The 13889-nt window shown below is 72.5% G+C and carries 13 protein-coding genes; 2 read left to right on the forward strand and 11 right to left on the reverse strand.

Annotated features, from left to right (window positions below; translation table 11 throughout):
* Window positions 1–169: 169 nt before the first annotated feature.
* Window positions 170–3076, reverse strand: a complete 2907-nt coding sequence (locus WA640_RS02570) for a tetratricopeptide repeat protein (protein ID WP_335985935.1) — start codon at window positions 3074–3076, stop codon at window positions 170–172.
* A gap of 32 nt (window positions 3077–3108) precedes the next feature.
* Window positions 3109–4920, reverse strand: a complete 1812-nt coding sequence (locus WA640_RS02575) for an HSP90 family protein (protein ID WP_335985936.1) — start codon at window positions 4918–4920, stop codon at window positions 3109–3111.
* A 174-nt stretch (window positions 4921–5094) separates the two neighbouring features.
* On the opposite strand from WA640_RS02575, the gene WA640_RS02580 reads away from it, so the two are divergent.
* Window positions 5095–6330: a hypothetical protein gene (locus WA640_RS02580; protein ID WP_335985937.1), complete on the forward strand. Its 1236-nt coding sequence runs from the start codon at window positions 5095–5097 to the stop codon at window positions 6328–6330.
* On the opposite strand, the gene WA640_RS02585 is transcribed toward WA640_RS02580, so the two are convergent.
* From WA640_RS02585 to WA640_RS02625, 9 genes are all read right to left on the reverse strand, one after another.
* Window positions 6331–7233, reverse strand: coding sequence for a hypothetical protein (locus tag WA640_RS02585; RefSeq protein ID WP_335985938.1), 903 nt, complete (start codon window positions 7231–7233; stop codon window positions 6331–6333).
* Window positions 7230–7601 carry an antibiotic biosynthesis monooxygenase gene (locus tag WA640_RS02590; protein WP_181245588.1) on the reverse strand — a complete coding sequence of 124 codons (372 nt, stop codon included), beginning with the start codon at window positions 7599–7601 and terminating at the stop codon, window positions 7230–7232. Before WA640_RS02590 ends, WA640_RS02585 begins: the two co-directional genes overlap by 4 nt.
* A 10-nt stretch (window positions 7602–7611) precedes the next feature.
* Window positions 7612–8010, reverse strand: a complete 399-nt coding sequence (locus WA640_RS02595; protein ID WP_106362587.1) for a Fur family transcriptional regulator — start codon at window positions 8008–8010, stop codon at window positions 7612–7614.
* 26 nt (window positions 8011–8036) lie between these two features.
* Window positions 8037–8354 (reverse strand): ArsR/SmtB family transcription factor, encoded by a 318-nt coding sequence (locus tag WA640_RS02600; protein WP_335985940.1) that lies wholly within the window; start codon window positions 8352–8354, stop codon window positions 8037–8039.
* A 53-nt stretch (window positions 8355–8407) separates the two neighbouring features.
* Window positions 8408–9262: a metal ABC transporter permease gene (locus WA640_RS02605; protein ID WP_442904679.1), complete on the reverse strand. Its 855-nt coding sequence runs from the start codon at window positions 9260–9262 to the stop codon at window positions 8408–8410.
* A gap of 26 nt (window positions 9263–9288) precedes the next feature.
* Window positions 9289–10053 (reverse strand): metal ABC transporter ATP-binding protein, encoded by a 765-nt coding sequence (locus WA640_RS02610; protein ID WP_335985942.1) that lies wholly within the window; start codon window positions 10051–10053, stop codon window positions 9289–9291.
* 15 nt (window positions 10054–10068) lie between these two features.
* A complete protein-coding gene (locus tag WA640_RS02615) occupies window positions 10069–11064 on the reverse strand; it encodes a metal ABC transporter solute-binding protein, Zn/Mn family (protein WP_335985943.1) in 996 nt (331 codons plus the stop codon).
* A 151-nt stretch (window positions 11065–11215) separates the two neighbouring features.
* Window positions 11216–11923: a TIGR03943 family putative permease subunit gene (locus tag WA640_RS02620; protein WP_335985944.1), complete on the reverse strand. Its 708-nt coding sequence runs from the start codon at window positions 11921–11923 to the stop codon at window positions 11216–11218.
* Complete coding sequence (locus WA640_RS02625; RefSeq protein ID WP_106361979.1) at window positions 11920–12945, reverse strand: permease; 1026 nt, start codon at window positions 12943–12945, stop codon at window positions 11920–11922. The genes WA640_RS02620 and WA640_RS02625 overlap by 4 nt, the downstream gene beginning before the upstream one ends.
* A 74-nt stretch (window positions 12946–13019) precedes the next feature.
* Between WA640_RS02625 and WA640_RS02630 the strand changes: the two genes are divergently transcribed.
* Window positions 13020–13871 carry an ion transporter gene (locus tag WA640_RS02630; RefSeq protein WP_146147932.1) on the forward strand — a complete coding sequence of 284 codons (852 nt, stop codon included), beginning with the start codon at window positions 13020–13022 and terminating at the stop codon, window positions 13869–13871.
* Window positions 13872–13889 lie beyond the last annotated feature (18 nt).

Raw genomic sequence — 13889 nt, forward strand, 5'->3', positions numbered from 1 at the left:
GATCCGGCTGGCGGTCGGTGAGACTGCGAATAAGATTCCGCGAACAGACTGTTCGCTTTTCGGCGGATGTTCAACCCGGTTTCGATCCGGTGAGGAACGCGGGGCGCACAGAGTGCGAGCCCGTGCCGCCAGTGCGCAAGCGTACCTCGCACGGGCGGCCCGGCCGCCGTCAGGCCCCGCCGCCCTGACCCGCGGCGCCGCCGCCGCGCAGATCCGCGAGGTGCTGCACGAACCCCTCCCTGGCCTCGGCGTGCTCGGGCGACACGAGCCAGCCCAGGGCGTCCTCCCCCGCCTCCACCGCGCCCGCGGTGTCGCCCAACTCCGCGAGGAGCCACATCGTCTGGTGCGCCGTCAGCGACGCCCGCTCCAGCAGCAGCGGCCCGTCCCGGAACACCGCCAGCGCCCGCCGCTGGAGGTCCAGCACCGGCTCGGCCTCGTCGCGGCGCAGCCCCGGCTCCCCGGCCTGCGACTCCAGGAACTGGAACGTCAGCTGCGCGTGCTGCCGGTACGTCTCCCCCAGCTCGAACCGCGCGGACTCGCGCACCGCCTCCGGGGCCTCCGGGTTCGCGCGCTCGGCGATCAGGCCCGCCGCGATGTGCGCCATCGACTGGAGGCCCTCGCCGAACGCGGCGTCGCCGGAGATGGTGCGCAGCAGCCACACCCGGGCGCGGCTCACCCGCGCCCACGAGGTGAGGTCGCCGACCTCCTCGGCGGCCTCGGCCGCGCGCGTGTACACCTCCAAGGCGTGCTCGTGCTCCCCGAGCTTCTCCAGCAGCTCCCCGGTGAGGAACAGCGTGTCCGCGTACAGCGGCGCCCGGCCCAGCTCGGGCCGGGTCTCCATGAGCGCCAGCGCGGCCAGGCCGTGCTCGACGCCGCGCCTGGTGTCGTCCTGCTTGTCGTAGGCCTCGGCGAGGTTGAAGCGGATGTTGCACGCCCGCCACGCCTCCGAGTCGGGCAGGTCGTCGAGGGCCGCTTCGAGGATCGGGACGGCCTCGGCGCGGCGGTCCATCTCGACGAGCGCGGTCCCCATGAGGTGGCGGGCGACGGCACCGGGGACGGTCATGCCGACGGCGTCGCAGTGGACGGAGGCCGCGAGGGCGTGCTCGTAGGTGCCGGGGTGGTCGCCCTCGCGCATCCGGAACTCGGCGGCCTGGAGGTGGAGCTTCGCGGCGATGGTGCGGCTCGGCTCGTCGCCGAGGGCGGTGAGGCCCTCGCGGGTGATCGCGTACGCCTGGGCGAAGTCGCCGGTGAGGCCCACCTGGTCGGCGAGGTCGGCGCTGGCGCGGGCCACGGCCCATCCGGCGTCGGCGGCGCGGGCGACGTCGCGTTCGGCGGTGAGGAGCCAGGTCTTCGCGTCGGTGTCGTCGGTGAGGCGGGCGCGCAGGTCGAGCAGGTCGCAGCGGCGGATGAGCGCGTACCGGCGGTCGGGGAGGTCGGCGAGTTCGGCGTCGAGGGCCTCGGCGCGGGCGTCGAGGTCGGGGGCGGGGTCGCCGGTGAGGTACTCGGCGCGCATGGCGAGGACCTGGCTGGTGTGCAGGCTGCGGTCGTCGATGCGGTGCTCGTCGCGCAGCCGCAGGGCGGTGGCGGCGATCTGCGCGGCCGCGGCCCGCACTTCCTCGGGGGCGGTCTCGGCGCGGTGGATGAGCAGGAACGCCTCGGCGACGAGGGCGCGGCCGGGCTGGCCGGCGGTGCCGAAGAGGGCGACGGCGCGGCGCAGGCCCGCCTCGACGGCCTCGGGGTCGTCGGCGCGGGCGGATTCGGCGTGGGCGATCTCGGCGCGGTGCTCGGCGATGAGCTCGATGCCGAGGGCGTCGGCGATGGCGCCGACCTTGAGCCAGGCCTTCCACGTGTCCGGGGAGCACGCGTCGTACGCGGCGTAGGCGGCGTCGATGGCCGCGTCGAGCGCGGGGCCTTCGACGGGTTCGTCCGCGGCCAGGGCCACGGGCGGCTCGACGGCGCGGGGCTCCTTGAGGCCCAAGTGGACCGGCTCGTCGTAGGGGGTGGACTCGACGACGCAGCCGGACATGCGCGAGTGGTGGTCGTTGCCGTTGCGGGCGTCGAAGCGCGCGCAGATCGCGGTCCGCTCGGCCTCGGCCCAGTCGTGGAGTTCGGCGGCGGTCCACTCGCGCCCGCCGGGGCCGGGCACGGCCGCGTCGGCGTATCCGAGGGCGGCGAGGCGGCGGCAGGTGAGGACGGCGACCTCCAGGAGCCGCTGGCGTTCGCGCACCCCCAGGTCCAGGTCGAAGAAGCGGGCGTGGTCGGCGAGGATCTCGACGGCCCGGTGCTCGTTCCCGGTGAGCGCGCAGAACTCGATGTGCAGCGCGATCATGGGGACCATGTCCTCCTTGCCGCGGCACATCTGGTAGCCGCGCAGGTGGTTCGCGCGGGCCTCGGCGGGGCGGCCGAGCTCCACGAGCGGCAGGAGCGAGAGCGCGAGCCCGTAGTGCGGCTCGTGCGCGCAGGAGTGCTCGCCCGCGAGGACGGGCTCCAGCATCTCCATGGCGGCGTCGGCGGAGTCCTCCTCGGCGTAGAACACGATGGTCGCGAGGGTCGTGTACTGGCATGCGGTGCAGTCGGACATGTCGTCCTCCTCGGCCTCGCCGAGGGCCTCGATCGCGCGCGCGACCCGGTCGTAGTCGCCGGTGTGGAACGCCAGCTGCATCTCGTAGGCGGCGGGCGCGTGCATCGAGTACCCGGCCTCGGCGTAGCGGCGGCGCATCTCCTGGAGCCAGTGCTCGATCGATTCGAGCGGCACGTCGGGCTGCTCGATCATCGAGTCGACGATCCACTTGAACGTCCAGTACAGCGACCGCGTCAGGTACGCGTCGAAGTGCTCGGGCCGGGTGTCGAAGGCGCGCAGGAGCCGCGCGAACGGCACGAGCAGGCGCGTGGAGTCGCGGGAGAACTCGTAGGCGTCGACCAGGCCGTTGAGCGCGTAGTTGACCAGCTCGGGGTCGCCCACCGCGTCGGCGGCCTCCACGGCCCGCTCCAGTGCCGCGACCTTCGCCTCGCCGGGCTCCTCGAAGCGGGCCTCGTTGAGCAGACGCCAGATCGCGTCGGGGTCGGGAGTGGCCATCGCGGGTCCTCGGTCCTTCTCGGCGGGGGGTTCTAGTCCTTTGTAACGTGTTCCAGCAGGTTCATGAAGGACCGGTTCAGGAGCGCGGTGTCGGCGCTGCGCAGCGGCCGGTGGCTCATGAGCAGCGCCTGCCCGTACAGCGACTCGACGGCGGTCCCGGCGAGGTCGGCGTCGGCGATGCCGCTGATGCGGCGCACGGTGGGGTTGCGGTGGTTGAGGACCAGTTGCGCGCGCGGCGCGTGCTGCTTGATCGACGCGAGGATGCCGCCCCACAGGTCGTCGGCCTGCGCTTCGGCTTCGGCGCGCTGGCGCTCGCGGCGCGCTTCGCGGTCGTCGAGGAGCAGCGCGGGCACGGAGACGGGGTTGAACTCGCGGACGACGACGTCGACGTCCACGGCGTCGAGGCGGGTGCGCGCGGCGGCGAGGAACGACTGGAGGGCCAGCTCGTCGCGGGTGGCGACCGGGTCGAGGCTCGCGGAGATGACGCCGGGCTGGAGCTGCTCGATCTTGACGTCGGGGTCGATGCGCGGCAGGGCCTGCACGAGTTCGGCGTCGTAGGTGTAGCCGCCGTTGACGACGCCGATCCCTTGGGCGGCGGCGATCTGGGCGACCTGCCGGAACTCGTCGACGGTGGCGGCGAGGTAGACGGGTTCGTAGGCGCGCGCGAACTCGGGGAGGCTGGTGCGCCCGGCCGTGGTCTCGAACCGCAGCCACGGGAGCATCGCGGCGAGGAGCTCCTCGTCATGGCGCGCAAGGGCTTTGACGCCGAGTTCGTGGACGGCGAGGAACGCCTCCAGGCGGGTCGGGTCCTCGGCGGCGAGGCGGGAGATCCACTCGCGGATCTGCGCGCCGATCGCGTCGCGGGCGACGGCCAGGGCCTCGTCGTCGTAGAGCGACTCGCGGGACGCGGTGGGCCGCAGGGAGTCCGTGTCGACCACGCAGCGGACGAAGAACGCCCATTCGGGGACCAGGTTGTCGGCGGTCTCGGTGAGCAGCATCCGCTTCAGGTGGACGCGGTGCGCGGGCCGCGCCGACGGGGACGCCGCGTGCGGGAGCACGAACGCGACCCCTTTGAGGCCCGAGAGCGGCACGTCGAGGTCGATGACGTCGAGCGGCGGGAAGCCCATGACGTCCTCGCAGTAGCGGTTCAGGGCGAGGCGCCGCGCGGTCGCGTTGGGGTGCTTGCGGTCCCACAGCGGCGGCGTGTCGGTGATGCGCTCGGGGGCGCCGCCGCCGAACACGGTGACCTCCACCGGCAGCAGCGAGCCGTACTCGCGGGCGAGCTGGACGACCCGGTGCGGTTTGAGCCAGTCCTCGCCGGGGCGGGCCGTCAGCTCGACGGTGGTGCCCGGCTCCGGGTGCTCGCCGTCGGGGACCTCGGTGACGGTATAGGAGCCGTCGTCGCGCGCGGACCAGCGGACCACGGGCGCGGCGGGGTCCTTCGCGGACTTGGAGGTCACGGTGATGACCGACGCGACGGTGAAGCACGCGAGGAGCCCGATGCCGAACTGCCCCAGGAAGTCCCGGCGAGCGCCCTCGATCTCCTCGTCGCGCTTGGACGAACCGCCGATCGTGGCGAGCAGCTTGTGGACCTCCGCGACGGTAAGTCCCACACCGGGATCGGTGATCCGCAGCCACGCGCCGTCGGCGTCGATGCGCACCGGGGCGCCCTCGGCGGTGAAGCCCGGGTCGATCTGGCGGCGCGCGGTGACCGCGTCGACCGCGTTCTGGAGGAGCTCGCGCACGTACACCTTCGGCGAGGAGTACAGGTGGTGCGAGAGCAGGTCCACCAGTCCGCGCAGGTCCACTTGGAACGTATGGGAAGTGGGCGTTGTCTCAGACACGGCGCGTCCTGCTCTGATCGGAGGTCGTTCAGCGTCAGTCAGACTAGCAAACCGCCGCTCCCCCAGGGCGCGTGAAAACCCCGCTCCGAGCGGGCGGCCGCGGCGGCCCGCTTCCGGTAAGGTGGCCGCTACGCAACCGCGTACGCACCGCTCGATCGCGAGGAACCCGCCCCGATGACCTTCCCGCCCCCGCCGCCCGACCGGATGCACCTGCAGTACCAGCCCGCGCCCCCGCCGCCGCAGCAGGCGGGCCCCGGCGGCGCGTACGGCCCGGTGCAGCAGCGCCCCGACCAGCCGCTCCCCGGGCAGGCCCCGCCGCCCGCGATGTCGATGGCGAAGCCCGGCACGATCACCGGCATCCAGGTCATCCTGTGGATCTTCACGGCCCTCGCCGGGATCGGCGACATCGGCTCGGCGATCGGCCTGGTGAACTACTTCAACCCGTTCAGCCTCATCGGGCTCGCGTTCGCCGTGTACTCGACGGTCCAGGCGCTCACATCCGGCATCCACATCACCCGCGGCAAGCGGTGGGCGTGGATCTGGTCGCTCGTCTCCGCGATCCTCGGCCTGGCGCTCAGCTCCGTCGCGATCGTCTTCGGGATCATCTACATCGAGACCGGATGGGTCTCGCTGCTCGTCGGCATCGTCCTCGCCGGCCTGTACGGGACGCTCCTGGGCCTCCTGTGCTCCAAGTCCGCGCGGCAGTGGATCCTCATGCACCGCATCCAAAGAGGCGAAGTGCAACTCCCCGGCGCCCCGGGCGGGACCGCGCCGGGCGCGGCTCCCGAACGGCCCGCGACGCGACCGGGGGCGGCGACGTTCGCGGCGGTCCTCGCGGGCCTGGTCCTCGCCATCGGCGCCTGGACCGCGTTCGTCTCGATCTGGACGCTGGTCGCGCTCAACAACGGCGGCTACGGCCTGGAGTACATGGCGTTCGGGTACGGGACCGGGCTCACGCTGGTCACCGCCGCGGCGGCGGTCCTCACGGTCGTCTTCGCGCTCATCTCCGCGCTCGGGGTGCTCCGCGGCTCGTTCGGCGCACGCGTGTTCACGATCGTGTGGACCTCGGTCCTGGTGCTGCCCTGGGGGCTCATCGGCGTCGCGCAGACCATGGACTTCGTCAGGTACAGCGCCTACACGGTCCCGACGGACCGCACGAACTGGCTCGTCACCGTGATCCGCCAGGACCTCGCTTCGGTGCTCGTCATCGCCCTGTTCATCGCGGTGCTCACGCCCGGCGTGCGGTCATGGACGCCCGGGAAGGGTGCGACGGCGCTCGTCGTGGTCGTGCAGGCGCCGTACGGGCCGCCGCCGCAGCAGGGGGCGTACCCGCAGCAGCAGTACCCGGGAGCGCCGGGACCGCAGCAGCAGCCGCAGCCGTACTCGCCGCAGCCGCCCTACAGCGGCTAGCTAATCGGTGGTGACGTCGTACCAGCCGCAGATGCTGGTGCCGATCGTCTGGTCGGCCTGCTCGACGGGGACGACGAGCGCGATCTGGGAGCCGTCCGAGAGGCGGACGCGCACGTCGACGTCGTTGTAGCCCAAGGGCTGGACCTCGGCGGTGGACGCGTCCCACGACTCCCATTCGGCGATGTAGTCGTCGGCGGGGCGGTCGCGCAGGTCGGCGCAGAGCATCGCGTACGCGGCGTCCCAGTCCTCGTCGGCGAGCTCGGCGATGAACGAGTCGGCGGTGTCGACGATCTCGTCGGTGAGGGACTTCGTGAACGTCGCCGTCGCGACGACGACGGCGACGACCACAGCCGTCACGAGCAGGAAGCCGCCGCCGATGCCGAGGCTCAGCTTGAGCGCGAGGCGCCCGCCATTGCGCTCGGTGGGCGGGGCCGCGAACGGCACCGGCACGCCCGTGGGGGGCGGCGGCGCGGAAGAGGTCACCGGGGTGGGCTCGACGGCCGCGGTCGTCGGCGGGAGCGCGAGCGTGTCAGCGGTGCCCAGGTCCGCATCAGAGCCGGGCGCGGGCGGTTCGGGGACGGACGGCTCGGGCTCGAACGGGATCGGGGCGGCCCCGGGCTCGGGGGCGATCTGCGCGGGCGCGGCCGGTTCGGCGACGGCCTCGACGGACGTGTGCGGCTCGACCTCGATCGGCCCGGTGTCGTGCTGCGCGGGCGCCTCGGGCTCGGGCGCGGGCTCGCGGTCGGGGACCGGCTGCGGGGGCTCGATGTGCTCGACGAGCTCGGGCGCCGGGGAGTCGTCGCGGACCTGCTCGGGGGCCGGTTCGGGCGCGGCTGCCTCGGGCCGCGGTTCAGGCTCCGGTTGCGCGTCCCCGTCGGGGCGCGCGGCGTCGCGGTCGCTCATCGGGCGGCCTCCCGGCGGGCGGTCTCGGGGTCGGCCTCGCGGTCGGAGCCGGTGCGGCGCGGCTGCTCGCCGGGCGCGCACTCGGCGAGGACCTCGAACCCGGACGCCTCGGGCAGGGCCCGGGACAGCAGCGGGGTCGCCATCTTCACCTGGAAGTTCGAGAGGGACCGGCGGTAGGAGCCGACGTCGTCCCACTCGGTCCACAGCATCCACACCGCGTCGTCGGTGTCGAAGTCGTCCAGCGCACGGCCCAGCCCTCCGCGCACGTAGCCGCCGCAGGAAGCGAGCGCCGCGAGGGCGTCCCCGGCGTCGCGCGAGAAGGTCTCCGTCTCGCCTTCGGTTACGGCGAAACGATATACAACCAGCACGGTGCCTACCCTACTGTCCGGTCGCGGCACGCGAGCAGTCGGCGCAGAGGCCGTGGAGTTCGAGCGTGTGCCCCACGTCGGTGAAGCCGTGCTCGGCCGCGACCTTGTTCGCCCAGCGCTCGACCGTGGGCCCGGCGACCTCCGCGGTCTTCCCGCAGGAGCGGCACACGAGGTGGTGGTGGTGCTCCTCGGCGGAGCACAGCCGGTACAGGTGGTCGCCGCCGGGCAGGCGCATGACGTCGACGATGTCGGCCTCGGCGAACGCCTGGAGGGTGCGGTAGACCGTGGTCAGGCCGATCTTCGACCCGGCGTCGCGGAGGATCGCGTGGAGGTCCTGGGCGCTGCGGAACGCGTCGTCGTGTTCGAGCAGGTCGAGGATCGCGGTCCGCTGCTTGGTGGACCTGGCCATGTTCTCGGCCGGGGGCTTGGTCGCCACTAGTGCTCCTCCCTCGCGTGGTTGACGGCGTCGGTGACGATGTGCGCGATGTGGTCGTCGATGAGCGAGTAGGAGATCTCCCGGCCCGACCTGGTGCCGCGGACGATCCCCGCGCCGCGCAGGACCCGCAGGTGCTGCGAGACGAGCGGCTGCGTGACGCCGAGGGCCTCCACGATCTGGTGCACGTACTTGGGGCCTGCGGCCAGCTCCATGACGATCGCGATCCGCAGCGGCGCCGCCAGCGCGCGCAGCAGCTCCCCCGCCGACTCGTAGTCGGCGGGCGTGGATTCTTCGGCTAGCTCGGTCTCGGTCCGCACTCCGCAAAAATATCGCGTCGCCGGGCCCGGTGAGGTCCCAGGTGCCGCCGCGGTCATGCGTTCGCGGGGAGTTCGACTTCGAGCGGCTCGCCTTCGGGGGGCAGGTGGGCGCGGCGGGTCTGGCGCACGCGGCGGGTCAGGGCCGCGGCGACGGCGGTAACGAGGAACACGGCGACGCCGATGAGCACGATGGTCGCGCCGGGCGGCACGTCCTGGGCCGCGGAGGTGAGGACCCCGGCGCCGGAGATGAGGAACCCGGCGGCCATCGACGCGAACATGGTGGCCTTGAACGAGCGTGTGAACTGCTGGACTGTGACCACGGGGATCACGAGGAGGGCGCTGACCAGGAGGATGCCGACCGCGCGCATCGACACCGAGACCGTGACGGCGGTGGTGACGAGCAGGAGCAGGTTGAGGGCGGCGACGGGCAGGCCGGAGACGCGCGCGTACTGCTCGTCGGCGCAGATCGCGGTGAGCCAGGGCCGCAGGACGAGCATGAGCGCGGCGACGGCGGCGCCGCCGATGACGATGGTCCACACCTCGGACCATCCGGCGGTCAGGAGCGACCCGAAGAGGTACTGCTGGAGGTTGGAGACGCCCTTGTCGGAGGCGATGCCGGTGAGGTAGACGCCGCCGGCGAGGCCGCCGTAGAAGAGCATCGCGAGCGCGACGTCGCCGGAGGTCTTGGACTTGGCGCGCAGCAGCTCCATGACGACGGCGGCGGCGACGGTGACCGCGAGGGTGGTCCACACGGGCGCGGCGCCGGTGAGGAAGCCGACGGCGACGCCGGTGAGCGCGACGTGGCCGAGGCCGTCGCCGATGAGCGCGAGGCGCTTCTGCACGAGGAACACGCCCACGGTGGGCGCGCACAGGCCGACGACGAGCGCGCTGAGCAGGGCGCGCTGCATGAACTCGTACTGGAAGTAGTCGAGGATCACTTGCCGCCCCAGAGGTCGTCGGTGCCGTTGTGGCCGTTGGCGTGCGGGTGCGCGTGTTCGTGCGCGGGGTCGGCGTGCTCGCCGACCGGGCGCGGGGGTGCGCCGTCGTGGACGACCTTCCCGTCGGCGAGGACGACGGCGCGGTCGAGGCGGTCGGTGAGCGGGCCGAGCTCGTGGGTGACGAGGAGGACCGCGCACCCGGCGTCGATCCGGTCGGCGATGACGGCGGCGAGCGCGGTCTGCGTCTCGGCGTCGACTCCTACCGTGGGCTCGTCCATGATGAGCAGGTCGGGGTCGGTGGCGAGGGCGCGGGCGATGAGGACGCGCTGCTGCTGGCCGCCCGAGAGGGTGTCGACGGAGCAGTGGGCGTGGTCGGCGAGGCCGACTTCGGCGAGGCTGCGGGCGACGGCGTCGCGGTCGGCGCGGCGGGCGGGCATGCCGAGGAGCCGGTGGGCGAGGCGGCCCTGGGAGACGACCTCGGCGGCGGTGGAGGGGACGCCGGAGGCGGCGCCTGTGCGCTGGGGCACGTAGCCGATGCGCTTCCAGTCGCGGAAGCGCTTCTGCGGGGTGCCGAACAGCTCGATCGTGCCGCCCGCGAGCGGGACGAGTCCGGCGACGGCCTTGATGAGCGTGGACTTCCCGGAGCCGTTGGCGCCCATGAGGGCGACGGCCTCTCCGGGGGCGACGGCGAGGTCGGCGCCGCGGACGACGGCGCGACCGCCGTAGGAGACGGTCGCGCCGCGGACGGTGAGTACGGGCATTGGCCTAATGCTGCCTTACGCCGCGCCCAGGGCGGTCTGCAACTCGGCCAGGTTCTCGCGCATCACAGTGAAGTAGTCCTCTCCGGCGTCGATCTGCTCGTCGGTGAGCCCTTCGAGCGGGTTGAGGACGGCGGTGGTGGCGCCGGACTCGGCGGCGAGGGTGTCGGCGATGTCGGGGGACACGAGGGTCTCGAAGAAGATCGTGGTGATCCCGTTCTCCTCGACGTAGTGGGCGACGTCCGCCATGCGCTGCGAGTCGGGCTCCTGGTCGGGGCTGAGGCCGGAGATGGCGACCTGGGTGAGGCCGTAGCGGTCGGCGAGGTAGCCGAAGGCGGCGTGGGAGGTGACGATGGCGTCGCTGGTGCGGTTCGCGAGGCCGTCGGTGAACTCGGCGTCGAGTTCGGTGAGGTCGGCGGTGAACGCGTCGGCGGCGGTCGCGTAGTCGTCGGCGTTGGCGTCGTCGATCCCGGCGAGGCCGTCGGCGATGGCCTGGCCGATCTGGGCGTAGCGGACCGGGTCGAGCCAGACGTGGGGGTCGGTGCCTTCGAGCGCTTCGTGCTCGTGCTCCTCGCCCTCCTCCTCGGCGTGCTCGTCCGCGGTCTCGTCGGCGTGCTCGTCCGCATGGTCGTCTTCGAAGACCTGGGTGGAGTCGTAGCCGATGGTGTCGACGGCGGTGGACACGTCGAGGGCCTTGTCGGGGGCGTACTCCTCGATGGCGGCGTCGAGCTCGGGGATGAAGCCCTTGAGGTAGACGATGTAGTCGGCCTCTTCGATCTCGGCGATGTCGGAGGGGGAGAGTTCGAGGTCGTGGGGCTCCTGGCCGGCGGGGGTGAGGTTGGTGACGTTCACGTTGTCGCCGCCGACCTGCTCGGCGGCGTAGGCGAGGGGGTAGAACGCGGCGACGACGCCGGTGGCGCCGTCGTCGGAGCCGCCTTGGCCCCCGCACGCGGCGAGGGTGCCGGCGGCGGCGAGGCCGGCGATGGGGAGGATGAGCAAGCTGGATCGGCGCATGCTTGAACCTTGCTCCGTCATGACAATCATTGTCAACATCTAATATGACAGCTGCGCACGTCCACGGCGGCCGCCACCAGCGGCGACGCCTCGCGTCCGCGGTCGCGCCGCCGCTACTCCATGATCGGGATCACGCGAAAGAGTGAGCCGGCTACTGGTACTCGTTGTCGGGGGCGGGGATGCCGGTGATCGATTCGACCTCGATGTACGGGACGAGCTCGCCGTTGATCTCGTCGCGCCCCTGCCGCGGGCTGTACTCCCCCACGACCTCGACCCACTGGTCCGGCTCCAGATCCGCCGGGATATCGCCGTCGAAGCCGATCTTGACGGGCCGGGCGTCGGCGGCGCAGCAGGAGACGACCATGCGCGCGAGCTGCGGCTCGTCGCCTTCGTAGAGGATGAACCCGCGCAGCTGGATGCGGTGGCCCTCCAAGGTCTGGCCCTCGTCGAAGATCGCGCGGGCGGCGTAGTCGAGGAGCGTGAGCGGCACCGGGTCGACGTCGTCGGGCAGCTCCGGGTAGCTCGACCGGGACTCCTCGGCGCCCACCACGGTGCCGGTCCGCTCGGCCTCGTACGACCCGAGCGCGTCGGGGGCGACCAGGAGCATCCCGACCACGGGCGCGAGCAGCAGCCACGCGACCTTCGGCTCCCCGTGGCCGTGCCCGTCGCCGGAGTCCGCGCGGTCCTTCCACGCCTGCACGCCGGTGATCGCGGCGACCGCGACCAGGAGGATCCCCGCTGGCACGATGAGCCAGAACGCGTACGGCTTCACGTAGTCGAGGTAGTCGCCGGTCCAGGCCAGCCGCAGCATGCCGCCGCCGACCAGGAGCAGGATCACCGCCTGCGCGTCGCGTCTCACAGCCAGACCACTCCCATCAGTGCGGCGGCGGCGAGCGCCGCGAGGAACGCCGCGGGGGCGAAGCGGGCCGCGAAGCGGCGGCCGAACGTCCCGGCCTGCATGGCCGCGAGCTTCACGTCGATGAACGGGCCCACGACCATGAACGCGAGCTTCGCCGTGGGCGAGAACTGGGTCAGGGACGCGGCCACGAACGCGTCCGACTCCGAGCAGATCGACACGAGTACGGCGAGGACCGCCAGCGCGAGGACCCCGAGGACGGGGCTGTCGGCGATGGGCGCGAGCCACGTCTCGGGGACGAGGGTGTTCAGGCTCGCGGCGATGGCGGCGCCGATGACGAGGTAGCCGCCCGCGTGGAGGAAGTCGTGGCGGATCGCGGCCCAGTACGCGGCCCATTTGCCGTCGTCGTGGTGGCGGTGCTCGGGCAGGCGCAGCCACTCGGTCTTCCCGAGTTTCGCCCACAGCCAGCCGATGCCGACCGCGGCGACGAGGGAGGCGCACACGCGTGCGGCGACCATCTCGGGGTTCCCGGGGAAGGCCACGAACGTGGAGACGACGACGATCGGGTTGATCGCCGGGGAGGCGAGCATGAACGTGAACGCGGCGGCGGGGGCGACGCCGCGGCGCACGAGGGCCCCGGCGACGGGCACGGAGGCGCATTCGCACGCGGGGAGCACGGCCCCGGCGACGCCCGCGACGGGGACGGCGAGCGCGGTGCGCTTGGGGACCGCCTTGTGGAAGAACCCGGCGGGCACGAACGCGCTGATGGCGGCCGAGAGGGCGACGCCGAGGACGAGGAACGGGAACGCCTGCACGCACACGGCGACGAACCGCGCCGCCCAGGCCTGGGCGGCGGGGGCGGCGAACAGGTCGGTGAGGCCGGGCCGGGCGGTGAGGCCGAAGACGAGGAGCAGCCCGAGGGCCTCGATGGAGGTGAGCCCGCGGCGGCGGGCCCGCGGGGGGCGCTCGGCGGCGGGGGCGTCGGTGTCGGCGAGGTCGGCGCTCACCGCCTCATTGTGCGGCATGGGGACCGACGAATGCGTCACCGGGCCGCTCACCTCCGCAGTCGCCGAGTGTGCCGACTTACTACTCTTGTGCGGTGCGCGTTCCCACCCTAGGTACCGACCCCAGCCGCATCCCCGCCGCTTGCAGGGCGCTGCTGGCGAGCCCGCGGTTCCAGATGGTGTCGATGTCGGTGATCCTGGTGAACGCGGCGGCACTGGGCGCGATGACGTTCCCGCATTCGGCGGCGGTCGCGGAGTTCCTGCACTGGGTGGACCACGTGTGCCTGGGGTTCTTCACGTTCGAGGTGCTGGCGGGGCTGGCGTCGTTCGGGCGGCGGCCGCTGCGGTTCTTCAAGGACGCCTGGAACGTGTTCGACTTCGTGATCGTCGTCGCCTCGTTCATGCCGGGCCTGCGCGAGAACGTGACGATTCTGCGGATGCTGCGGCTGGCGCGGATCGTGCGGATCTTCCGGTCGCTGCCGTCCCTGCGGATCATCCTGGTCGCGGCCGGGAAGGCGCTGCCGAAGTCGGCGGGCGTGTTCGCGTTGACGGGCGTGGTCATGTACCTGTGGGCGATGGTCGGCTGGATCGCGTTCAGCGCCTCCGACCCCGAGCACTTCGGGACCGTCGGGAAGGCGCTCCTGAACCTGTTCCAGCTGGTGGCGTTCGACGACATGGGCAACGTCATGCGCAACAGCATGGAGCACAACATGTGGACGCTGCCGTACTACCTGGTGTTCATCCTGTTCGGCGCGTTCGTGCTGGTGAACCTGCTGCTCGGCGTGGTACTGGCCTCCATGGAGGAGGCGCAGCGCCTCGACGACCTCGACGAGCAGGTGTCGGCCGACACCGCGCTCATCCTGGAGCGGATCGACAAGCTCCAGACCACGGTCGACAAGCTCCAGGCCGACCAGGAGCGCGGCCGGGGCTTCACGCCCTTCGGCTAGCGCCCCTAGCCTGCGGCA

The sequence above is a fragment of the Glycomyces sp. MUSA5-2 genome (assembly GCF_037034145.1).
In the GTDB taxonomy this organism is placed as follows: domain Bacteria; phylum Actinomycetota; class Actinomycetes; order Mycobacteriales; family Micromonosporaceae; genus Glycomyces; species Glycomyces artemisiae.

Coding starts and splice junctions, on each gene's coding strand:
- WA640_RS02570 (WP_335985935.1), bottom strand. CDS start 3,076: ATGGCCACTCCCGACCCCGACGCGATCTGGCGTCTGCTCAACGAGGCC.
- WA640_RS02580 (WP_335985937.1), top strand. CDS start 5,095: ATGACCTTCCCGCCCCCGCCGCCCGACCGGATGCACCTGCAGTACCAG.
- WA640_RS02585 (WP_335985938.1), bottom strand. CDS start 7,233: ATGAGCGACCGCGACGCCGCGCGCCCCGACGGGGACGCGCAACCGGAG.
- WA640_RS02595 (WP_106362587.1), bottom strand. CDS start 8,010: ATGGCCAGGTCCACCAAGCAGCGGACCGCGATCCTCGACCTGCTCGAA.
- WA640_RS02605 (WP_442904679.1), bottom strand. CDS start 9,262: ATGCAGCGCGCCCTGCTCAGCGCGCTCGTCGTCGGCCTGTGCGCGCCC.
- WA640_RS02610 (WP_335985942.1), bottom strand. CDS start 10,053: ATGCCCGTACTCACCGTCCGCGGCGCGACCGTCTCCTACGGCGGTCGC.
- WA640_RS02615 (WP_335985943.1), bottom strand. CDS start 11,064: ATGCGCCGATCCAGCTTGCTCATCCTCCCCATCGCCGGCCTCGCCGCC.
- WA640_RS02625 (WP_106361979.1), bottom strand. CDS start 12,945: ATGCCGCACAATGAGGCGGTGAGCGCCGACCTCGCCGACACCGACGCC.